Here is a 21,069-nt window from a genome sequence, read left to right as displayed (position 1 = left end):
TTATATTTTCAATAAATGATAATCCATCCATGTTAGGCATCTCCAAGTCTAACAATATGACATCTGGAGTCAGATGTTTCATTTTTCGTAATGCTTCAAGTCCATCTCGCGCTGTTTCAATAATTTTGATATCGTCCTCGGAGGATAACAAATCACGTAATAATTCGATCATGTATGGAGAATCATTGATAATCATGACTTTGATCTGATTCTTCTCAGATGCCACCATCATGCTATTTCGCCCTGATAACTTTACTTATCACCATAGCTACATTTGATCTGTCAAAAGGTTTTACCACGTAATCTCTGGCGCCTGACTTTATAGCATCTTGTACTATGTGTTTTTGTTCAACAGATGTCACCATAACCACTTTGGCTTTTGGGTTGAGTTGTATGATGGATTTCAGAGCTTGAATTCCATCTGCTCTTGGCATGTTAACATCCATTGTTACTATGTCTGGCTTGAATTGCTTGTATGATTCCACTGCCGCAAGTCCATCTCCTGCCTCATAAACTTGTGACACCAGACCATGAGATACAAGAATGTCTTTTAAGACAACTCTCATAAATGAAGCATCATCTACAATCAGAATCTTTGTTGCACTTGTTGACATGTTATGCCTCCGATGGAGAAATAGAAGAATCATATCGCAAAAGTTTTTGCATATCTAAAAGAACAATTAATTTTCCAGAAGTTTTAGCAACACCTTTTATGTATTCTAATGATTCAAGTCCACCTGAAAGATTTGCTTCAATATCTTTTAATGGAATACGCATGACTTGATCAACTTCGTCAATTAAAAGTCCTGTGAGTTTTCCATCTACATCGGTAACAAGAATACGAGATTTTTGACTTTCCATCCCACTATTAAAACCCAGTTTTTCTTTTACATCTATTACTGGAACTATCATTCCTCTCAGATTCATTACGCCTCTTGACATAGCTCTTGGCATTAGGCACCTTTGTGATGGACTCTAGTGGTCGTATTTCCCTTACTTGTTCTATCGATACACCATAGTCTTCTTTCTTGTTTGTTTTCTGATCAATTAAGTTGAACACTACTGCTTGCAAGAATCCTTCAACTATAGTTTCGCTCATTACTGAGCCATTACCTCCTCGTTTTTTACATTATTTTTGGAATCTGATGGATTAGAACCATCTGGCAGTTTGAAAGCCAGATGCAATTTTTGAAAGATCGTCTGCCATGCTTGCCATTTTTTGTACAGAGGCTGCAATCTCTTGGGTTCCAGCTGTTTGTTGTTCTGTAGCAGCTGATGCCTCTTCAGTCGCAGAAGCATTTTGTTCAGAAACTGCCGCTATTTCAGATGTGGACTTTGATAATTTTTCTATCTCAGCAACTTGGGTTTGAGTTGAATTTGCTACATCCATCACATTAACAGATACTTCTTTACTTTTGTTGCTATTTCGTTGAGTGCCTTCAGTGCCTTGTCTATTACAAGTCTGCCTTCAGATATCTCCTTACTACCGCCCTCTATACTCTGTACTGTAGCCTTGGCATCATCTTGAATTTGTTTTATCAATCCATCTATTTCTTCTGAAGATTTAGCAGAACCTCTGCGAGTCTTTTGACTTCATCAGCTACTACGGCAAATCCCCTACCTGCCTCACCTGCACGAGCTGCTTCAATGGCTGCATTTAATGCAAGCAGATTTGTTTGATCAGCAATTTTTCGTATGACTTCTAAAACAGCGGTAATCTCACCACTTCTATCAGCCAATTCTTTTATCTTTCGTGCAGATTCATTAGTTACACTGAATAATCTTTGACATTCTAAAGTCTGCTTCGGATGCAGATTTTGATCCCAGTTTCAGATATTTCTCCAACTTCTTTTGTAAGATCTGCGGTAGTACTAGCTTTTGATGCAAGATTTTTCATGTCTTTTGTAAGTCTTTGATTACCACTTTACTTGTCTCCTCCTAGTTCTGTGAGCTTGTGTCTGAGAGCCTTTTGATATCTGTTGAATTGTTGATGAGATTTGTTGTACCAGAGGAATTCATCTGCTCAGTAGATGAAACAACTTGTTCAGAATTTGAGGCAACCAGAGAGGAGCCATCTCTTACCTGTGTGACCAGCTGTCTCAAGTTAATAACCATGTTGCCAAATGCCTGAGTTAATTTTCCAAGTTCGTCGTGTGATTTAGATTCCAATATGTCTCCAGTAAGATCTCCATGACCAATTTTTTCTGCCATTGCCGCCATTTTGAGTATTGGTTTTGTAATTGAGCGAGCTACAAAATAGGCAGGTATTCCTACCACCGCTTGCATTATGACTCCCGTTATGATATAATGCATTGCATCATCTGTCCCAGATGAATGCCCTGTCGCAGAATAACTAGAAAATGAGACAGTTGCTATCGAAATAGCAGATGCCACGTTTACCATTGCATTAATTTTTGTTTTAATACTTATTTTGAGAATTTTTTCTAAGATCATGTGTAACGTGATGTTTATTGTACAGACCGATAATATGTTCACGTGTGTTTGAATTGATCATACACAAAAATTATCATCGTATTTTTATCATGCAACATGCATTCATGCCCTAAATGAAGGATTGAAAATTATTTTTGAACGGTATCCAGTTTTTCTCTAAGTTCTTGCTCAACTTCAGCTGCACGTAACTTTGAAACAACTATGTTGTGAAGTAATTCAACATCGCGTCTTTCAATGCACTTTCTTCCAATTGTAATAGTTCTTTTTTTACGTACTGTATGTGAGAAATACCCCACCTGTAGCCGTCCTCTTCACTTAAGTGATTCTAATTCTTGTCTTTTCACGATATTCCACATTCCTGCAAATGGATAATCGCTTGAAGTATCAGGCACTACTTCCAATAATCATACAGGAATTAAAACAATTAGGAATGTTTTTTATTTATATCAGACCATTTTGGAGATCGTTCATTTTAATACAGGCCCATTTTGGCCTGTTCTCACGATTGTGCCATAAACAGTCATCAACCTTGCAGTTTTTGAATAATCAGAGAATGCCAATTTGATGCATATGTTTCATATCCTTGAGAAGATGCGTGAGCTAGACAGCATTTTTCGTTCTTGTATTCAGATACCATGTAGCCCTTTTTCTGGCTAAAAAGTTCATTTTTTCCCAAAAATTCAATTGTTTCTTCAAGCATTAGATCTTTCGAGTCAGCAAGGAGTAGACCGTTTTCGTCAACTATGCATATTCTGGTTCTATCTTTTTCTTCATCAGAGATTGGTACACCTTTTACAATCTTTTGTGCCAAATCTTGCCAGCGAAATACAACTCCAAGTACACCCAAAACTGCGCCATTTTGATCACCATGTTCTCGTACAGTACAAGAAAAGACAAGACTGAGTTCGTTATTTACCAAGGCACATTTGCTCACTGTCTGAAATCCAAACTCTTTTCCGCTACTAGTTTTCATTGCACTGATAAACCATTCCGTATTTTTCATATTCATGCCAACAGATTTGTAGGTATCAGGCTTGCCATTTGCCACTACATTTCCACCAATATCGCATAATACCAGATCAAAATACACTGTGTAAGAATTTAGTATAATGCCCATTCGTTTTGATACAAAGCCATATGCTTCTTTTGTGTTTGTAGATAACGCATTAATAATACTATCATCTGTTGCCCACCAACGTACATCGCAAGACCTTTCATACAAATTTCTATCAATTAGATCAATGTTGGTTAGTGCAAGATCAGAAAGTCTAGTTCCCCTAACATTGGTGGCTTGTGTTTTTATCATATTCCCCAATTCATCAATAGAATCCCTACTTTCATTTCGCATTTTCTTGCTCACTATGCCGATTTTACCAGAAAGATCATTCATTTGTTCTGCAACAACTGAAAATGCCTTTCCTGCCATACCAGCTCTGCTTGCTTCGATTCTTGCATTAATTGCTATCATGTGCGTTTGTCCATTCAGCCTTTCTATTTCACTTATAGCTGATTCTACTTTACTTGCAAGGATCTCAGACAGCTCTGCAACTCTTTCAAGAGTGAAGGTACTGCCTTTTCCTTTTGTAGTTTGAGCATCTTGAGAAGAAATCGAATTATTGGAGTTCAATAATACATTGCTCATTTTATTTCAAGCCCAGGAAAAGACAATTTCTATGTAATTTTTCATCATTTATTCCAATCATATTGCCAGTTTTTAAGTAGTTAGCACCTTATAGAATGACGTATGTTTGTATACAAACATACAACAAATAACCGCACTTGTAATTTTTTCCAGTTACTAACAATAGACAAATAAGAAAATCCTGACCACACATAATAGGTTTAAACAAGACATATTTGCACGCAAATTATTCGTGTGTTTATTTTTACATTTTGTCATCTTTCACACTTGACATTAAAATACATAGTCTTCATTCATGCGGTTTTTTGGGAAATAGAGTTTGTTCAATCCAAACAGACTTGTGTATAATATCTTCCATATTATATCCACACCTAATGAACTCCGTTCCAAAACGCAGAACTCGTCGTGGAGTCATGGGTATAGAAGCTGCAATTGTTATGATTGCATTTGTAATAGTAGCAGCAGCTCTAGCATTCGTTGTACTCAACATGGGTTTTTCGACCACACAGAAAGCAAAGACTGCGATAATATCCAGTTATACTGAGGCAAGCAGTGCATTAGAGATTGCAGGCAAAGTCACAGGAATTGGAAATGTCGGCGCAGGCGTGCTCAATGCTACCATCATACCACTCCAAGTGGCAAGCGGTGGAGACTCGGTCAGTCTGAATCCGAACCAGACTAGCATCAAGTACTACAGCAACACTGTGCGATACGACAACATCTATGCAAACAAATGTGTTCTGACATCGACCACGTACAATAACGTGACTGGTGCACTGAATGCAGCAGTAACGTCTACATGCATTGACAAAGCACCAATAACAGGTGCAACTACAGTGGGCGCTCCAACTCACACAAGGGCAGTCATCTACTGGGATGTTTCAAACACTCCAATCAATGACATACTTGAGCAGGGCGAGCATGCAGAACTTGCTATAGTATATAATGCTGCAGACAGACCAGGAGAACTTGATAACCTAAAGGCAGAGATTGACGTGCCAACAGGTTCAGCATTGACTGTCGAAAGACAAGTACCATCAGTCACGACAAACATCGTTGACCTAGGGTAGGCAATAAGCATACTCTAGACCCTTTTCTTTTTATTTTATTACAATACGAATACGTGTAAGAAATATTGAGATGTGGTAGACAGTATTTGATATAATGACATATCGTGTACAGTTACTATTCTATGATTTTAATTTGAACAAGCTTGTTTTTATCTTAACCCGATAGAGTCAAAAAAGCATGAATCTACATTACTATGTAGTTTTTTCAATTGGCATGATGTTATTACTATCAGCCTCACACATGGCATTTGCCGACAACTCCAACATATCGTGGAAAATAACCATGAAGAAAAATGACACCGACGCAAACAGTACCATTTTTTGGCCTCCAGAAATACAAGCAAGACAGAACGATACAGTAATGTGGATAAATAACGATACCACTGCTCATATTATTACAAGCGGAATGCCAGAGCATCTTGATTATTCAGGAAAATTGTTTAACAGCGGAGTTTTAAACCCTGGCCAAAGCTATTCGTTTAAGATTCCATCAGGCATATGGTCGGCTTATTATTATTTTTGTAAAATTCACCCATGGATGACTGGAAAGATAGACGTAGGATCTGCATATCTTGGAAAGTCACCAGCATTTACTATTGCAACTGACAAGGAATCTTATTCCAGTGATGGCATTATACAAATATCAGGAATTGTAAATGACACTTCTCAAATCATGCCTCTGAGGATACAAATTTTTGATAGTCAACGAAATCTTATTTTTTCAGATAGTACTAATTTGTTATCAGACCACAGTTTTAGATATCAATTAAAAGCATCAAACTCCATTTTTAAAACCTCAGGAAACTACAAGATCAAGGCATTCTACGAATTTCCAGCAACAGTTACAGATGTTAACTTTTTCTTCAACAATTCAAGCCAGAATACCACAAATACTAACTTGGAGTCTTTTAAAATTCCATATTGGGTGAAAAATAATGCAAAATGGTGGTCACAGAATCAAATTAGTGATGAAGATTTCATAAAAGGGATTCAATACCTCATAACATCTGGAGATTTAAAGACAAGTCTTTCAAACCAAACATTAACAAAAACAAATACCATCCCTTCTTGGATTAGAAGTGATGCAGGATGGTGGTCTAGTGGAACCATATCAGACGGAGAATTTATTTCAAGTATGCAGTATTTGATAGATCATAGCATCATCAAAGCTTGAAAAAATGATAAAATTCATGTTTGATCATATCATACACACTCGAGGATAATACTTCACATAATCATATCATCAATAATGAACTCCGTTCCAAAACGCAGAACTCGTCGTGGAGTCATGGGTATAGAAGCTGCAATTGTTATGATTGCATTTGTAATAGTAGCAGCAGCTCTAGCATTCGTTGTACTCAACATGGGTTTTTCGACCACACAGAAAGCAAAGACTGCGATAATATCCAGTTATACTGAGGCAAGCAGTGCATTAGAGATTGCAGGCACGGTCACAGGAATTGGAAATGTCGGCGCAGGCGTGCTCAATGCCACCATCATACCACTCCAAGTGGCAAGCGGTGGAGACTCGGTCAGTCTGAATCCGAACCAGACCAGCATCTCGTACTACAGCAACACTGTACGATACGACAACATCTATGCAAACAAATGTGTTCTGACATCGACCACGTACAATAACGTGACTGGTGCACTGAATCAAGCAGTATTGAATGGATGCATTAACGCAGCACCAATAACCGGTGCAACTACAGTGGGCGCTCCAACCAACACAAGGGCAGTCATCTACTGGGATGTTTCAAACACTCCAATCAATGACATACTTGAGCAGGGCGAGCATGCAGAAATTGCTATCGTGTACAAAAGTGCAGACAGACCAGCAGCACTTGATAACCTAAAGGCAGAGATTGACGTGCCAACAGGTTCAGCATTGACTGTCGAAAGACAAGTACCATCAGTCACGACAAACATCGTTGACCTAGGGTAGGCAATAGTGACATGGGGATGATCACTATCAATCCACTTTTTTTACTGACAAAGATATCAAAAAATACGCGATTTTTCATAGCAGGAAGTGTAATAGCCTGTTACGGTTTGTTCCTCTATGAATTACTTCCAGAATATCTTTTCAATCCCCAATCCGCGCTGTTTTATTTTGTACTACCAGCAATTGTAGTAGTTGCCATACTAGTAGTATTGCCAAAATTATTTTCCAAGAATATGCCAGGAACTCCTCAATCTAAGGTGGAATCATCAACTCAAGCATTTCAGCAACAAGTTGAAACGACCTCTGTTGAACAGGCAAAAGAACAAGGAATAATCTTGCCTGACAATAATTCACTTGGAGCCATGGCTGGCATAATTCCTGAGCGATAGCATGATGTCGCCAAGTGAAATTCCAAATGTGGCGGTGATTCAGACTCCAGTTGTGGATGAAGTTGCCATACAGGACATGGTTTCAAGAGCCATGGAACCTGTACAGAAGGATTCAACCCGAATTCAAGATACAATAACTGACTTGAGAAATGAGATAAATGTAATAAAAAGTAGCATGGAGTCTTTAGCTTCTACAGTTGAATCTTCATTGACTGATCTCAAGTCATTTCAGGCAGAACTTGCAAATCCATTGAATTTTATGAGAAAATATTTTGATTCAATTGATATCAAATCATTATCTGATCCCTCATTACCCTTACATATAGAACAACTACCACTATCAACTCCAATACAAACAGGTTCAAATCCAGAGAAACCTGAGATTGAACCAATCAAGGAAGAAACATACGATGGCAATTCAAAGGCCAAAGAAAATCCTCCAAATCAGATAGCAAAAAACCATGACATTGGAGATGTTTTGAAAAATGATGCTCATGAAACATTGTCTTTCAAACAAATGCTTGGCAGTGGTATCACTCTAGGCAGATTGATGACAACAATATCACTGATGGAAGAGATCTTGCAAACATTAGGAAGAGATTCCATTGATGTTCTAGTAGACCAGTGCAAGATGATGGGTCTAAAACAAGAAGATGAACACATAATCTACAATGTAGTCAACATGATGGATAAATCTGGTTTGTCTGTTAACGACACACTGATCATGTTATACAAGTTTGGCAAAGTAATGAACATGAATGATAGAGAGGCCGATTTGATTTATGCTAAATTAATGGTAAACCAAGGAAAAAATCATGATAACATAGTTACTGTGGAAAAGAAGGCGAGTTAAATGGCATCTGCGGTGTTTACAGAAGCCATCCTGATAATAGCCTCAGTAATAGTAGCGGCTGGGCTTGCGGGAATTGTGATGACTAAAGTTGGCACATTTCAGTCCACATTTACACAGGAAACAGAGAGTCAAAAACAGACCATTCTCACAAACATCAAGATAATCTATACTACAAACTCTTCAGCAAATAACATAAACGCATGGGTGAAAAATGTAGGGTCTTATCCGATTTTGAACCCTCAAAATACAGACGTATATTTTGGTCAAATTAATCAAATGCAGAAAATACCATATGTCTATCCACCATCTGGACTGTCGTGGGCATTTTCAAGTCCGGTAACCACCTGGAATCAGACAGATACCTTACAGATGAAGATAACAAACATTCCTACAATTCAATGCGGCTCTACATATGACCTACAAGTAACTACACCAAATGGAGTAAGTGATCAGCAATTCACAAGATTCTGCTAGTGTGGGAGGAGGCGAAATGGGATTAAGTATTAGCGATTTCTAGGTGGCATTGTAACTTTTTCCATAGTATATGCAATGATGTCTTTTCCTGCAATCATTGATGATACCACAAAGGTTAGTGCATCTGAATCCCAGATGGCAAATAATCAGTTCTTGAGACTACAGACAAATATCAGCATGTCTAATTTGCAAGATCAAAATAATAACAGTCCAGCTACTTTTCAGATAACAAATACAGGAAATACATTATTGTGGAATTTTAATAATTTTGACGTTATTATAACATATCAAGAAAATGCTACAAACAATCCGACATTAACTGAGACTCTAAAATATGCAAATAGTTGTTCCGGACTAGCATCAGACCAGTGGTGTATCTCACATATTCAAAATGACAACATACATCCAGGACTACTTGATCCCGGAGAAATAGCTACCATTAACGCACAGCCTGCCCATCAAACAGAAAGCGGAGGCAACTTTGCAGTAGAGTTTGGAACAGACAATGGCGTTACAACTTCAGATTCGGTGAAGATTTCATGATAAAGACAGTACCAACAGGGAATGAAGAAGTTGATAGACAGTTAGCAGGAGGCATACCAACTCCATGCCTTATGCTAATAGAGGGAGAGCATGGCACGGGAAAGAGCGCACTTGCTGCGCAATTCATCAAAGGAATACTGGAATGCGACATGAAAGTCCTTTGCATTACTGAAAATACTGTAAAGGATTACATTGAAAAGATGAAGACAATCACATTTAATTTTACTAAACCATTTTTGCAAAATAAGCTTTCCGTGTTACCCTTACATGTATACGGTGCCATGTGGTCAGAGCGACAATCTTCATTTCTGCTTCCTGTGATTGGAAGATACATTAGCAACAATGCAAAGAAATGCGATGTTGTAGTAATTGATTCTATTTCTCTTTTAACAATGTATTCTGATACTGATAGAATTCTTGATTTTCTTACAAGATGCAAGTATCTTGTTTCAACTGGAATGTCAATCATACTTACCATGCATGCAACATCAATTCCCGAAGATGTAGCGTTGAGAATAAAATCAGCATGTGATGTCTATTTTTCCCTCAGTACTGCCAACATAGGCAGCAAGTCTGTCAAGGTTATGAAGATAATAAAGCTGATAGGATCTTCCTCGCAAGCAGAATCATCTTTTGCGTTTGAGGTTGATACTAACTTTGGAATAAAGATAGTGCCAATATCCACGGCCAACGCATAGGAGTATCGAAATGCAAAATACGAAAAGGAGAGAAATTTGTCGTGGCATTTGATACATCGCTGGTAAAGGACAAAAAATTTGTCGAGGCATTGAAAAAATCACCACATCTATCAAATTATCTTGAAACATACATAATAAGAGGAAACCCCATTCCAATCTATACTGAAAAGTTGGAAGGGGAACATAAAAAACTCAAAGATCCCAACTTGATTTATCCAATATCTGAAACCACATACATACACATCAATCCACATTCAAATTCAGCCGACGGTTACGTGGAATATGCCATAATTGAGCCCGATGAGCCAGACAGGGCCCTGATGGATAATGCAGACAAATTATTTGCATTGCATGCAGGAACTATGAATCCTCCTATAGAGCTAACAGAGAGGTTTAACATGATAGACCAGTATCTTGACAAAACAATATCAGTTGTTAACGGCCCCATAGATTATTCCAAAGTCAACATAATGAAATTAAAAAATTTATCAGTCTATGAAAAAGATGTTATCAATCTAAAATATCATTTTCTAAGAAAAAGAGCCGGTATGGGTCTATTTGATCCCTTTCTTACAGATCCACATCTTGAAGACATTTCAGTTGTGGGGGCTGGAAACATGTATGTAATTCACAAGATGTTTGGAGCACTCAAGTGCCCAGTATTTCTCAGTGTTGAAGAAATAGATGATCTCATAATTAGCATGTCAGAGCAATTTGGAAAAACAGTATCTCACGCAAAGCCAGTGATAGATGCAACATTGCCAGAAGGCTCTAGAATCAACATTGTATTTGGCAAAGACGTAAGCAGAAAGGGAACTAATGCAACTATTAGAAGATTTGCAAGCACGCCTCTGTCAATTACACAAATAATTCCAAGTAAAGCACTCAATTCAACCGAAGCTGCGTATTTGTGGATTATGATGGCAGAAGGCATGAGTGTGTTCATAAATGGAGAGACAGCATCAGGCAAGACAACCACCATGATGGCACTGACTGCATTTATTCCATCAAACTGGAAGATAGTAAGCATAGAGGATACACCAGAACTTACCTTGCCCCATTCTAACTGGATAAGTGAGGTAACACGTGATACTGGAAATCAAAACTCAAGTGTCACCATGTTTGATCTGTTAAAGGCAGCATTAAGACAGAGACCAAATTACATATTCGTAGGAGAAATCAGAGGAGCAGAGGCCAACATTGCGTTTCAAGCCATGCAGACAGGCCATCCAGTCGTCAGTACATTTCACGCAGCCAACATGACTGCATTGCTACAGAGAATTGTCAACCCTCCCATGAACTATACCCAAGACAAACGTCGAAAATCTAAACATTGCATTATTCCAAGCTGCAGTCACAGGCCCTGATGGAAAAAGGGTAAGAAGAGTACTATCAATCAATGAAATTTTAGGATACAATCCAGAGGGAAATAATGTAATGTTCATACCTGTATTTGACTGGGATGCGGGTTCCGATGAAGTAAAATTTAGAGGAAAGGGGAGCAGTGCACTATTCATCTCAAAGGTTTTGGAAAAAAGAGGCATGTCCAGAAAGGATGAAACTCTATTGTACGAAGAGTTGGCATTACGAGCCAAGATCTTGGATAAAATGGTGGAAAAAAAGATCTTCAATTTCTATGATGTTTATGATTCCATATCACGTTGCAGAGAAATCGGTCTAGATGCATTCATGAAGGAGCTTAACATGTTATGATGCAGAAACTATCCATAAAAGAGAAACTCGCAGATCTTAAGAAGGCCGATGATGAATTTGTCTATTTCATGGCATTTCTTTATGCACTTTCCACAGGAGAAGTAGGTTCAATCGATCTGATAAAAACTGCACAAGATTCTGGTTATGGAAAGTTTTCAAATACATTCAAGGAAATATTCAGATTAGGAGTAGGATGGGGATACGGCCTTTCAAGATCTTGTGAGATGATCGCAATAAAGTTTTCAGATAATACAGATCCGTTAAAACAATTATTGGTAAAACTGGCCCAAGTTATACGATTGGGAGATGAATTACGAATATTTTTTACAGAAGAAATGAGTGCAGCTCTGCATAATTATACAGTGAGATACGAACGCAATTTAGAATCGCAAAAGCTCTTTCTTGAAATGTTTTATACCATTTCATCTACAGCAGTTTTTATGATATCTGGCAACTCTATTCATGACCATGCTCATGGGCAGCACAGACTCTTCATCCGTATTTATGATTTCATTTATAGGCGTAATTGTAAGCATGGGTTCATTTATCGTGATAATGTATGTCATATTTCCAAAGGACAGAATATCTTTAGGAAGTAGTGCAAAGGCATTGAAATTTAGAATGCTTCTTTATATGGCAATTGGCATTGGGGCATCCATAGGAATTATACTATCCATCAGCAACATCATTCCACTTCCTTTGGTAACTGTCATAGCTACTGCCCCATTATTCATTCCTGGAATTTTTGCCAAAAGAATGGAAACTGAGTTGAAAGCTCTTGATGATTGGTACCCGTCATTTATCAGACATTTTGGTGAGATATACATGATGGTAGGATCAATGGGGCAGGCACTTGATGCAGTCTTGAGAAGCAATTTTGGTCCACTACAGACACAGATAATTGCTTTCAAGAATCGCATAAAGAACAGAATCAAGCCAGAGTCAGGATTTGAATTATTTTCAAAGGAAGCAGGTACTGCCATCATAGTATCAGGAAATACAATAATGTCCAATGCCATACTAAAGGGTGCAAACATGAATGAGGTAGGAAGTAAAGTATCAGAGATATCATTAAAACTAAACGAGCTTAGGGCAAAAAGAAGACAGACATCGAGAACATTTGAGACCATTGTTTTAGTACTGCATGCCCTAACTATGGCAATCTTTGGTTTAATGAACAAATTAATCGAAGTATTTCACACCATGGTTGCAAATACTCCGATTTCAAATAATGCCATAACACTAAGCCCGATTGATCCTAATTTCATGGCAATGATGATGCCTATTGTCATAATTGTCACTTCTACCATCAATGCACTAGCAATAAAGGTAGGACAGGGAGGACTTTTCAAAACTGTCTGGTTCAATATCGCGTTGCTTACTGCGCTAGGTGGGATAACAATGTATGGAACAAACATGGCGTTATCAAACTTCTTAACAGATCACATACTTAACATGTCAAACCTCGGCACGCAATTGATATTCTTTGTAAAACTAATCTAAAATAAAGCGCCAAGAGCAAATAAAAATAAAAATTATTAAAAAATATCACTGAGTGAAGTGTGTTGCATAAATAGAGTTTACAAATAGTTTGTTTATGGTGTCTACCACCTGTTTCATATCAAAGGGTTTGTAGACTATGGCGTCAGCTTTTAGTTCTTGCAACTTGTCTATTGTTTCAGGTCGTACGTCGCCAGTTATCATAACAATGATCGCATGTGGATTAATTTGGCGTATTTTTTTTATCACATAAAAACCATCATAACCAGACATCATGACGTCTGAGAACACAAGATCTGGAAAAATTTTCTGATACAACTCTACGGCTTGATTTCCATCAAAAGCTTTGCCTAATACTTTGACATCACATATTTCTAAAAATTCTACAAACAGGTTTACGGTGTCTTCATCATCATCGACTACTATGGCAGTAGCACCCTTTCTTAGATATCTTCCCTATATCTTGCATGATTATACCTGTTTTCTACGTATTTCTAATATTAGATAGGTTGTCAGATTTAAACAAACAGAGTAGCAAGTTTCATTGAGGCAATAACCCCTAAGAGAGACAGTCACAGGTCCAAGAGGTAACTATTTTTAAAACTATTGAGGAACCTGCATAATGTCGAGAGTTCTTGGGATAATAGGCGGAGGTCAGCTTGGCATGATGCTGACAGAGGCTGCAAAAAAGATGCCAGAGCACATATCCAAAGTCATAGTACTAGACCCTACAGAGAACTGTCCTGCAGCTAGGGTAGGCGCCAAACAGATTGTTGCAGATTTCAAGGACAAAAATGCCATAGTAGAACTATCACTCCAGTCAGATATCATCACATACGAAATAGAATCAGGAGATAGTCAAGTTTTAGAATCATTAAGGGCATCAATATCAGTAAATCCATCCCCTGGCACACTTAGGATAATACAAGATAAATTTGTACAAAAAACATTTCTCAAAGACAATGGAATTCCAGTACCCGAATTTCTTTCAATAGAATCACTTGAGGATCTAAAAAGAAAGATCTTCGTTGTTTGGTTATCCTGTTCTTCTAAAGGCAAGACGTGATGCTTATGACGGTAGAGGTAATTTCAAAATAGAAAGCGAAGGCCAAATTGAACATGCGTACAAATTCTTCGAAGGCAGACAAATGATGATTGAAAAATGGGTTGACTTTAAAATGGAAGTATCTGTGATTGCTGCAAGAAACACAAACGGGGAGATTTCAACTTATCCAGTGGTTGAAAACATACACCGAGAAAACATACTTGAAATTACAGTTGCACCTGCCAGGGTAGAATCCAAAGTAGCAAAAGATGCAGAAGATATCGCCAAGAAAACCATGGAAGTGTTACATGGGGCAGGAGTTTTTGGCATAGAAATGTTTGTCACGCAGAACAATCAAGTTTTGATTAATGAAATAGCACCACGAGTGCACAATTCAGGACATCATACATTACAATCAAGTGACACCTCGCAATTTGAACAGCACTTGAGAGCCATTCTTGGCCTTCCACTAGGAAGTACAAGACTGGTACATTATACTGTGATGCGTAACATACTTGGGCCAAAAAACTTCTCAGGCAGATACAAGCCCATAACAATAGAGAACAAAAAAGGAATTTACTTGAAGATGTACAACAAGGACGAATCAAAACCACAACGCAAGCTTGGTCACATCAATGTGGTTGATACCAACGATACAAAAGATATAGACATGCTCATCAATGTGGCAGAATCTGCAAGAAATTCTATCAAGTTTGAACCATTGAATTGAGTTTACTTTTTGGCAGCAAGAGCATAAATTCCTCCTGTGCCATATGCTGCCGCTATCATAAGTCTAGAGACTATTACTGCAACGGTTTGATTTGATACAAATGATGTATCTATGAAAACAGCGACAGGGATTGCCACAAGCGAGATGGCACCCACAATTATTTGCTCATGGTTTGCAAGACCGCTAAATTTTTTCATGAATACATATGTTGACGCATTACCCAGTCCTATTCCAAGCAAAATCAAATATTGATAGAAATGTGGAAAGACGCCTATCATTGCAAACGGCGCTGCCCAGCAAAGCCCATTTATTGCCTTTACAGGACTTGACCACTTGACGCTATTTTTCATCCTGCCTCTCACAGACGGAAGTATGTGTCTAAACTTGCCAAAAACTGCCCCAAATGTTATTGCAAAGCTGCCAAGCCAAATTATGCCATAATAGTAAATTGGATCTTGGTGTTCAAACGCAATCTCGCTTAGGATAGAAGCAGAGCCGACTGATATTGCAACCCCTACAAATAGGAGCCCAAATGCTCGTCGCACTTCAAGGGGGGAATTCTGCATAAAGAATAATGGCTTTCTTCTTGCATATAATTTAAAAGTTTGAATCCAAGCCTGGCTAGAACAAGATGTGTCTCATACACATGACAAAGCAATAGCTGAGTTTATTAAAAATCACGGTTCCATTATTTTATGACTTATTCAAAAAAGCCTCTTGTTGGAATCATCATGGGATCAAGCTCTGACAGCAAAGTAATGCACTCTGCTGCAATAATTCTAGACGAATTTGGATTAGACATGAGGACCAGATCATATCAGCCCATAGAACTCCTACAAGATTATTAGATTATGCAAAACATGCTGAAAGAGAAGGATTCAAGATAATAATTGCAGGAGCCGGAGGATCAGCACATTTACCAGGAATGATTGCATCGCACACCATCATACCTGTGATAGGCGTACCAATAATGGTGTATAATGACAAGGGGCAATCAGACCGTTTCAAGTTTTCTGCCTTTGGAGGATTGGATTCTCTGCTATCAATATCTGAAATGCCCACTGGATCTCCTGTTGTAACAGTAGGGGTAAACAAGGCTGCAAATGCAGGCCTTTACGCAGTCAAGATACTGGCAAATGAATTTTTAGACCTGCAAAAAAAATTAAAACAGTACAAAGACGACCAACATAGATCAGTCCTCAAAGAATCAGAAGAATTGAAAAGGCTTGGCTTGACAAGATTTACAGGCAAAAAATTCAAGAAATAACTTTTCTTTTCAATCAAGATATAGAATACCATCTATGCCAAATGACGTGAAAAGTAAATTGGATAAATCTCGCCAGTTCCAAGATGAGTATAATTCCATCTTTTATCATCTGGATTGATTTTTGTAAATTGTTCTGTCATGTCAGAAGATAACATCTTGTATGCCTCATCTCCAATAGTGATTTGGTTTGGTTGAGCAAGCGGCAATATCTTTGAGACAATTGTAATGCTATGTCCAATTAGATCAGGATCAGAGCCAAGAAATACTATCCTGTTCTTGCCAGTATCTATCCCTATTCGAACACTTATGGCAGGAAGACCAAGACTAGCAAAGACTGGATTTAGGGAATGTTTTATGAGCATATTCATCGAATTTGCACATCTTACAGCATTTTCTGCCATATTTCCAAATTCTCTAAGCTCTGGGAAAAAGGCAATCACTGCATCACCTGCATACTTTAGCACAAATCCTGCATGTTTTGATACTATGACTGACATTTCTTCTGAAAATACTTTGATCAGGCCAGAAAGCTCTTCTGAGCTTAGTACGGTTGCAAGTTTGGTTGAACCTACAATGTCCACGTAAAGAATTGCAGCAGTTATCTCTTGTTCTGGCCAGAGGCTCAGAAATCTGCTTGCGACGTACTTGAGAAATGCTTGTGAGTATGAGTCAGACATTTTCATTTTATACAAGGAGAAATTTCTTTTCACCCGAGTCATGCTTTCTATGACTACTGAATCATCGGCAGAAAGAATTTGGAATCTTTCAAGCAGGTTTTACGTGATAAATCACTGGACTCGAGAACATTCAAGAGGAACGAATTTCTTTTCTATTACGTCATAGTATCCTTTTTCTCCCTCTGTGTGTAGGCAGTGAAAATTTGACCTTTTCTGCAGCAACGCCAAATGGAAATGACGTGTTTTGATTCTTTGCCGCTGCCAATATCACGCTGTCGTATTCATTGAGTGCAAGTGCCTGCTCATTTTCTACTCCAGAGCCAATATCAATCACCCTGGATACTGGAAAAATTGTTATCTTGCCAGTTTTAGAGTTTGATTTTATTATTTCAATTACATCGTTTTCGATATTATCAGAAACAGTGACTTGGACGACATACTTGTCTTGGAACTCTGATCTGTACATTTCTGTGCCTTTTGCCGCATGAACCTTAGAGCCTACGCCCTTTTCCTCTGCTTTTTACCTTGGTTATGTTCACAGATACATCAATTATCCTAAGTGCATCACTGACTCCCATCAAGTCATTCCTTGGAAGTTCTGCCTCTATTCGTATCATTTGTTCTTAATCCAAATTGATCAGTATATTTACCAATTTAAAGCAGCGTCTGGAGTTTCATGTTTTTGGTTTTATTGATTATCTTTTAATTATCATCTTTTTATTTGAAATATCTATTGGAAATTACAGATTTACTTTACCAAGCCATTTCTGATTATCAGGAGAAAAGAATACTTTCAGATATTGCACAGGGCGGAAGTTCTGATGTCATACGCACAATTTTTAGCCATTGTGTACCTAACCTCGACAAGGTAGGAGGCAATACGCCCGAAACGCGCGGTACCTTGGCAGAAGGACTCACTCACTACATGCTAACAGTTGCCCTTATCTCAAGCCAGCGCAAGACAACACTTGGTACCACTGATATTGATATCGCAATCCCAGATGCAAGAACATTATCCTCTTCGCCAGAAGACGCTGTGATTATTTGCTTTTCAAAGACAGACCAGATTCAAACAATAATGGAACAAGTTGATAAACTAAAGAAAATCCAGCCAAAATCCGCTAACGTGTGGATTGTAGCCGACAAGCCTATTCCATTAGATGCAAAAGTATACTCTCTTGATGGAGATCAGTTTACCTTTGCAAACATAATCAATGATTTGATCAGTTTCTTGTCAAATAAGAAACAATCAAAGCTTAAGATTTTCAGGATATAAATAAATTCAAATCCATATTTTTTTCCACGATACTTGTCATCACATCTAGTTTTTGATAGTCCTTTACAAAAGGAATTATGCCAAGAATTGGCAGTTCTGTGATTTCGTGTAAAGTAGACGGAGCATTTCTTTCCGCAAGGCTACCTTTTTCATCAAAGTAATTAATTATCATGCCCTTGATTGCAATCCCGTATTCTTTGCACATCTTCAATGTCATCATGGTATGGTTCAATGTACCAAGAGTTGATCGTGTTACAATAATGGTCTCTAGCCCCATTTTTTTTATCAGATCTGCAACAAAAAAATTCTTTGTAATTGGAGTCATTATCCCTCCAATTCCCTCTACAGAGCAACATTTGATGTGCCTTGAGAAGATGTTGAAACTTTTCAAATATTATTTTCATGTCGATTTCAAGACTTAGGATCTTGGTTGCGTCATATGGAGAAGTTGGCACTGGCAGAAACACTGGATTTATCATCTCTTCCGTATCGTTTACTTTTGCTGCTTCACATAATAATGCAACATCAGATGACTTGAATCCAGCCTTCTGAGGAATTCCGCTTGCAACTGGCTTCATCACACCAACATCAATGCCATGTTTTCTAAGAGATGCTGCAAGAGATGCAGTAATTGCTGTCTTTCCAACCCCAGTATCAGTACCAGTGACAAAATACGATTTCACAGTGAACAATTGTATGTGTTATTTATTAATTCAGAGGTAGTGTAGCGCCACACTGGTACGTCCTGCCACTTTATTTCATTGACTAACAGAACATTGCTCTTGTCGTTAGATTATTGCCGCTGCTTTACCTGCAATTGTCCACAATCAAGACTTTTTTCTATGGGATTGACCAAACTCTCAGTCACTTGGTTTCGCATACAACTGATGTATCACGACTAGATTGTGAATCCGCTAATTGCATAATAGTACTTTTTGCCATGGCTTCAATAGTTGGCAATACACGAACTATCACTCGGTTTTTTTCTATCCTTATGACAATGTTTTCAAAAACAGACTTGTATTTTGTTACTTTTTTGCCATCATACATTGATACAAAGCCATGAGGAATTAGCATGCCATTTTGGATCAATGCATTAACTTTTCTGTATCCAGATGTTTGCGGGATATTGCTCATATTTAGAATATCAGATATTATTCTTGGCTCATCAAGAACTGTATTTAAAATATTTTTTTTATCATAATCTCCAACAGATTCAAGAATTACTTTTGCCAGAGCCATATCTTCTATAGTGAACCAGTTTCTGTCTTTTCTTTTGTTTTCCTCAAGTACAACTATCTTGTCGATAATCTGTTTTTCAATGATGCCAGTTTTACTACCAAACAATTCCTTTAATGCAAAATCTAATTTTTGAAAGTCTTCTACTGCTTCACTAATAGTTATTCCATATTTTTCAAATATTCTATCTTGTATCTTTAACAATATTTTTTCGCCTATGGCACTCTTTAGTGTATTTTCAAATGATTGAGCAATAAGCGCATCAAGGCCTGACATGATAGCCTATATTTTCAATATGAATAAAATTTGATATGTGTAAGAGAATATGACAACAGGTGACAGAGATCTAAATTTAAGAGAAATGTCTGGAATTAGACCAGATATAGCTAAATAACAACTTTAATGTGTAAACCATAGACAGAGAATCAGTCCACATTGCAAATACGTCATGCGATGGCTTGCTTGGGCTTGCCATAAACAAAAGCAATTCGTCATCGTCTTTTATGATAAAGCACATTTCTTCTTTTATCTTAAGGGGCATTTTTTTTGCTTTAGCTTTTAATTTTCCCTTAAATACGTACGGGGTATTTTTTGAAGAGGAAGAGATAAGCTGTGATTCGGCTTGTGAGTCTTCAATTCTCTCCAAAAATCCAGAATGGATAGAATTTCATGAAATCTTTCTCAGAAGCAAGAATCTGGATGGATTTTTTAGCATTGTCTACCATGTTGACCAATTTTCCCATTCATTTGATTTATGCCCTGCAACATCTGGAATTTGCCATCTTTGACATAGTCTTGTTTTATGGCATGGCCTGGAATTATACTCCACAAGTCAACCAAGCTTTTTTCTTGATATTCAAGTTGTTTTACTCTCTCTTTTTCAGCACCGATGAGAACACCTATGGCCTTGTCTAAAGGCAGTGCAGTAAATTTAAGAGGATGTTGAAATGATGCAAGAACTATTCCCCTATTTTGTAAATTAGTAAGAAGGTGATATGTTTCAGTTCGCGGAATCTTCAATGACTTGCTAACTTGAGTGGCTGCACTAGGTCCGTATTTTTCCAAAAATAAGAAAACCTTTGATTGATTTGACGTAAGGCCAAATTTAGATAACTCGATTTTCAGTTTCTCAATTAGCGTTTCATAGTCGTATGATGTTGATTCTACGCTATTCATCGTCGAATACGAAGTCATATCAATAACCATCTAACAACAATCAACAACAGACGGTTTTAGCGATCTGCGTGTAATTGAATATTACATACAAAAGTTGGTTCACGTAGCTAATTGATAACTGGCTGACATTTGACATTTTCTGTAAAAAAAAGTAATAACACCATCCCCTAGTTGTTACTCTCTAGTCAAGATAACATCGTGTCAACTGCTAGTTATTCTATCAAAAACTTCGTATAATAGAGAGCAGAATATCGCCGTAAATTACCTGAACTACAAAGCCAAATGATATGTAAATTATGTAAGGTATTCCTGGAGTGACCCATGTATCAGAGGTTTTACAAAACTCGGTTGTTTCTGCATGCTGTAATCCAAGATTTA

At 37.7% G+C, this 21,069-nt stretch carries 32 protein-coding genes and 4 pseudogenes; 15 read left to right on the top strand and 21 right to left on the bottom strand.

Features of this window, described 5'->3' with window-relative positions:
* From DYY67_RS02475 to DYY67_RS02430, 10 genes and pseudogenes are all read right to left on the bottom strand, one after another.
* On the bottom strand, positions 1 to 232 hold a 232-nt coding region (locus tag DYY67_RS02475), incomplete at its 3' end, for a response regulator (protein WP_166390483.1).
* A 1-nt stretch (position 233) separates the two neighbouring features.
* Entirely contained in the window at positions 234 to 614 is a 381-nt protein-coding gene (locus DYY67_RS02470) for a response regulator (RefSeq protein ID WP_166390481.1), read from the bottom strand.
* Between the two features lies 1 nt (position 615).
* Positions 616 to 912 (bottom strand): chemotaxis protein CheW, encoded by a 297-nt coding sequence (locus DYY67_RS02465; RefSeq protein WP_255492683.1) that lies wholly within the window; start codon positions 910 to 912, stop codon positions 616 to 618.
* Positions 869 to 1,099, bottom strand: a complete 231-nt coding sequence (locus tag DYY67_RS02460) for a chemotaxis protein CheW (RefSeq protein ID WP_166390477.1) — start codon at positions 1,097 to 1,099, stop codon at positions 869 to 871. The genes DYY67_RS02465 and DYY67_RS02460 overlap by 44 nt, the downstream gene beginning before the upstream one ends.
* A 51-nt stretch (positions 1,100 to 1,150) precedes the next feature.
* Positions 1,151 to 1,390: a hypothetical protein gene (locus DYY67_RS02455; RefSeq protein WP_166390475.1), complete on the bottom strand. Its 240-nt coding sequence runs from the start codon at positions 1,388 to 1,390 to the stop codon at positions 1,151 to 1,153.
* Positions 1,390 to 1,542, bottom strand: a complete 153-nt coding sequence (locus DYY67_RS10500; RefSeq protein WP_166390473.1) for a hypothetical protein — start codon at positions 1,540 to 1,542, stop codon at positions 1,390 to 1,392. Before DYY67_RS10500 ends, DYY67_RS02455 begins: the two co-directional genes overlap by 1 nt.
* A 35-nt stretch (positions 1,543 to 1,577) precedes the next feature.
* A pseudogene (locus tag DYY67_RS10495) lies at positions 1,578 to 1,814 on the bottom strand (methyl-accepting chemotaxis protein); the annotation flags it as partial.
* A gap of 124 nt (positions 1,815 to 1,938) precedes the next feature.
* Positions 1,939 to 2,394: a HAMP domain-containing protein gene (locus tag DYY67_RS02440; RefSeq protein ID WP_166390471.1), complete on the bottom strand. Its 456-nt coding sequence runs from the start codon at positions 2,392 to 2,394 to the stop codon at positions 1,939 to 1,941.
* 188 nt (positions 2,395 to 2,582) lie between these two features.
* Positions 2,583 to 2,750 carry a hypothetical protein gene (locus DYY67_RS02435; RefSeq protein WP_166390469.1) on the bottom strand — a complete coding sequence of 56 codons (168 nt, stop codon included), beginning with the start codon at positions 2,748 to 2,750 and terminating at the stop codon, positions 2,583 to 2,585.
* Between the two features lie 227 nt (positions 2,751 to 2,977).
* Positions 2,978 to 4,096 carry a methyl-accepting chemotaxis protein gene (locus tag DYY67_RS02430; RefSeq protein ID WP_166390467.1) on the bottom strand — a complete coding sequence of 373 codons (1,119 nt, stop codon included), beginning with the start codon at positions 4,094 to 4,096 and terminating at the stop codon, positions 2,978 to 2,980.
* 374 nt (positions 4,097 to 4,470) lie between these two features.
* On the opposite strand from DYY67_RS02430, the gene DYY67_RS02425 reads away from it, so the two are divergent.
* The 12 genes from DYY67_RS02425 to DYY67_RS02375 all read left to right on the top strand — a co-directional run bounded on the left by DYY67_RS02425 (position 4,471) and on the right by DYY67_RS02375 (position 13,284).
* Complete coding sequence (locus DYY67_RS02425) at positions 4,471 to 5,166, top strand: archaellin/type IV pilin N-terminal domain-containing protein (RefSeq protein WP_166390465.1); 696 nt, start codon at positions 4,471 to 4,473, stop codon at positions 5,164 to 5,166.
* Between the two features lie 178 nt (positions 5,167 to 5,344).
* Positions 5,345 to 6,340, top strand: a complete 996-nt coding sequence (locus DYY67_RS02420; protein ID WP_166390463.1) for a cupredoxin domain-containing protein — start codon at positions 5,345 to 5,347, stop codon at positions 6,338 to 6,340.
* Between the two features lie 75 nt (positions 6,341 to 6,415).
* Complete coding sequence (locus tag DYY67_RS02415) at positions 6,416 to 7,111, top strand: archaellin/type IV pilin N-terminal domain-containing protein (RefSeq protein WP_166390461.1); 696 nt, start codon at positions 6,416 to 6,418, stop codon at positions 7,109 to 7,111.
* Positions 7,112 to 7,122: 11 nt separating this feature from the next.
* A complete protein-coding gene (locus tag DYY67_RS02410; protein WP_218584682.1) occupies positions 7,123 to 7,500 on the top strand; it encodes a hypothetical protein in 378 nt (125 codons plus the stop codon).
* 1 nt (position 7,501) lies between these two features.
* Positions 7,502 to 8,353, top strand: a complete 852-nt coding sequence (locus DYY67_RS02405; RefSeq protein WP_166390457.1) for a hypothetical protein — start codon at positions 7,502 to 7,504, stop codon at positions 8,351 to 8,353.
* On the top strand, positions 8,354 to 8,827 hold the full coding sequence (locus tag DYY67_RS02400) for a flagellin (RefSeq protein WP_166390455.1): 474 nt from the start codon (positions 8,354 to 8,356) through the stop codon (positions 8,825 to 8,827). It abuts the gene before it with no gap.
* Between the two features lie 75 nt (positions 8,828 to 8,902).
* On the top strand, positions 8,903 to 9,370 hold the full coding sequence (locus DYY67_RS02395) for a hypothetical protein (protein WP_166390453.1): 468 nt from the start codon (positions 8,903 to 8,905) through the stop codon (positions 9,368 to 9,370).
* Positions 9,367 to 10,068 (top strand): ATPase domain-containing protein, encoded by a 702-nt coding sequence (locus DYY67_RS02390; RefSeq protein WP_166390451.1) that lies wholly within the window; start codon positions 9,367 to 9,369, stop codon positions 10,066 to 10,068. The genes DYY67_RS02395 and DYY67_RS02390 overlap by 4 nt, the downstream gene beginning before the upstream one ends.
* 41 nt (positions 10,069 to 10,109) lie before the next feature.
* Positions 10,110 to 11,435 carry a type II/IV secretion system ATPase subunit gene (locus DYY67_RS11430; protein ID WP_320415923.1) on the top strand — a complete coding sequence of 442 codons (1,326 nt, stop codon included), beginning with the start codon at positions 10,110 to 10,112 and terminating at the stop codon, positions 11,433 to 11,435.
* 70 nt (positions 11,436 to 11,505) lie between these two features.
* Positions 11,506 to 11,781 carry a hypothetical protein gene (locus DYY67_RS10485; RefSeq protein WP_255492682.1) on the top strand — a complete coding sequence of 92 codons (276 nt, stop codon included), beginning with the start codon at positions 11,506 to 11,508 and terminating at the stop codon, positions 11,779 to 11,781.
* Entirely contained in the window at positions 11,778 to 12,380 is a 603-nt protein-coding gene (locus DYY67_RS02380; protein ID WP_166390449.1) for a hypothetical protein, read from the top strand. Before DYY67_RS10485 ends, DYY67_RS02380 begins: the two co-directional genes overlap by 4 nt.
* Positions 12,316 to 13,284 (top strand): hypothetical protein, encoded by a 969-nt coding sequence (locus DYY67_RS02375; protein WP_166390447.1) that lies wholly within the window; start codon positions 12,316 to 12,318, stop codon positions 13,282 to 13,284. Before DYY67_RS02380 ends, DYY67_RS02375 begins: the two co-directional genes overlap by 65 nt.
* A 45-nt stretch (positions 13,285 to 13,329) precedes the next feature.
* On the opposite strand, the gene DYY67_RS02370 is transcribed toward DYY67_RS02375, so the two are convergent.
* Positions 13,330 to 13,707, bottom strand: coding sequence for a response regulator (locus DYY67_RS02370; RefSeq protein WP_166390485.1), 378 nt, complete (start codon positions 13,705 to 13,707; stop codon positions 13,330 to 13,332).
* A 196-nt stretch (positions 13,708 to 13,903) separates the two neighbouring features.
* On the opposite strand from DYY67_RS02370, the pseudogene purK reads away from it, so the two are divergent.
* Positions 13,904 to 15,056 (top strand): annotated as a pseudogene (purK, locus tag DYY67_RS02365) (5-(carboxyamino)imidazole ribonucleotide synthase).
* A gap of 2 nt (positions 15,057 to 15,058) precedes the next feature.
* Here the strand turns inward: purK and DYY67_RS02360 are convergent.
* Positions 15,059 to 15,601, bottom strand: a complete 543-nt coding sequence (locus DYY67_RS02360) for a hypothetical protein (RefSeq protein ID WP_320415922.1) — start codon at positions 15,599 to 15,601, stop codon at positions 15,059 to 15,061.
* Positions 15,602 to 15,751: 150 nt separating this feature from the next.
* Between DYY67_RS02360 and purE the strand changes: the two are divergent.
* Positions 15,752 to 16,323 (top strand): annotated as a pseudogene (gene purE / locus DYY67_RS02355) (5-(carboxyamino)imidazole ribonucleotide mutase).
* A 32-nt stretch (positions 16,324 to 16,355) separates the two neighbouring features.
* Here purE and DYY67_RS02350 read toward each other — a convergent pair.
* The 3 genes from DYY67_RS02350 to DYY67_RS10480 all read right to left on the bottom strand — a co-directional run bounded on the left by DYY67_RS02350 (position 16,356) and on the right by DYY67_RS10480 (position 17,617).
* Positions 16,356 to 17,000, bottom strand: a complete 645-nt coding sequence (locus tag DYY67_RS02350) for an adenylate/guanylate cyclase domain-containing protein (protein ID WP_166390443.1) — start codon at positions 16,998 to 17,000, stop codon at positions 16,356 to 16,358.
* 160 nt (positions 17,001 to 17,160) lie between these two features.
* On the bottom strand, positions 17,161 to 17,466 hold the full coding sequence (locus DYY67_RS02345; RefSeq protein ID WP_166390441.1) for a hypothetical protein: 306 nt from the start codon (positions 17,464 to 17,466) through the stop codon (positions 17,161 to 17,163).
* Positions 17,467 to 17,491: 25 nt separating this feature from the next.
* Positions 17,492 to 17,617, bottom strand: coding sequence for a hypothetical protein (locus tag DYY67_RS10480; RefSeq protein WP_255492681.1), 126 nt, complete (start codon positions 17,615 to 17,617; stop codon positions 17,492 to 17,494).
* Positions 17,618 to 17,733: 116 nt separating this feature from the next.
* On the opposite strand from DYY67_RS10480, the gene DYY67_RS02340 reads away from it, so the two are divergent.
* Positions 17,734 to 18,276: a hypothetical protein gene (locus DYY67_RS02340; RefSeq protein ID WP_166390439.1), complete on the top strand. Its 543-nt coding sequence runs from the start codon at positions 17,734 to 17,736 to the stop codon at positions 18,274 to 18,276.
* Here the strand turns inward: DYY67_RS02340 and bioD (DYY67_RS10475) are convergent.
* The 6 genes and pseudogenes from bioD (DYY67_RS10475) to DYY67_RS11840 form a co-directional block, all read right to left on the bottom strand.
* The gene (gene bioD / locus DYY67_RS10475; RefSeq protein ID WP_255492680.1) at positions 18,266 to 18,601 is read right to left on the bottom strand and encodes an ATP-dependent dethiobiotin synthetase BioD; all 336 of its coding nucleotides are present in this window, start codon (positions 18,599 to 18,601) and stop codon (positions 18,266 to 18,268) included. The genes DYY67_RS02340 and bioD (DYY67_RS10475) overlap by 11 nt on opposite strands.
* Before the next feature lie 82 nt (positions 18,602 to 18,683).
* Positions 18,684 to 18,959: pseudogene (gene bioD / locus DYY67_RS10470) on the bottom strand (ATP-dependent dethiobiotin synthetase BioD); the annotation flags it as partial.
* 181 nt (positions 18,960 to 19,140) lie between these two features.
* Positions 19,141 to 19,791 (bottom strand): transcriptional regulator, encoded by a 651-nt coding sequence (locus DYY67_RS02330; RefSeq protein ID WP_166390437.1) that lies wholly within the window; start codon positions 19,789 to 19,791, stop codon positions 19,141 to 19,143.
* A gap of 76 nt (positions 19,792 to 19,867) precedes the next feature.
* Positions 19,868 to 20,161: a hypothetical protein gene (locus tag DYY67_RS10465; RefSeq protein ID WP_255492679.1), complete on the bottom strand. Its 294-nt coding sequence runs from the start codon at positions 20,159 to 20,161 to the stop codon at positions 19,868 to 19,870.
* A gap of 62 nt (positions 20,162 to 20,223) precedes the next feature.
* Positions 20,224 to 20,709 carry a TrmB family transcriptional regulator gene (locus tag DYY67_RS10460; RefSeq protein ID WP_255492678.1) on the bottom strand — a complete coding sequence of 162 codons (486 nt, stop codon included), beginning with the start codon at positions 20,707 to 20,709 and terminating at the stop codon, positions 20,224 to 20,226.
* Between the two features lie 202 nt (positions 20,710 to 20,911).
* Positions 20,912 to 21,069 (bottom strand): A24 family peptidase C-terminal domain-containing protein (locus DYY67_RS11840; RefSeq protein ID WP_445082568.1); only part of this gene is annotated, 158 nt, incomplete at its 5' end.

Origin of the sequence: Candidatus Nitrosotalea sp. TS (assembly GCF_011319465.1) — an archaeon.
Classification (GTDB): domain Archaea; phylum Thermoproteota; class Nitrososphaeria; order Nitrososphaerales; family Nitrosopumilaceae; genus Nitrosotalea.
This window is presented reverse-complemented; position numbering and strand designations above follow the sequence as displayed.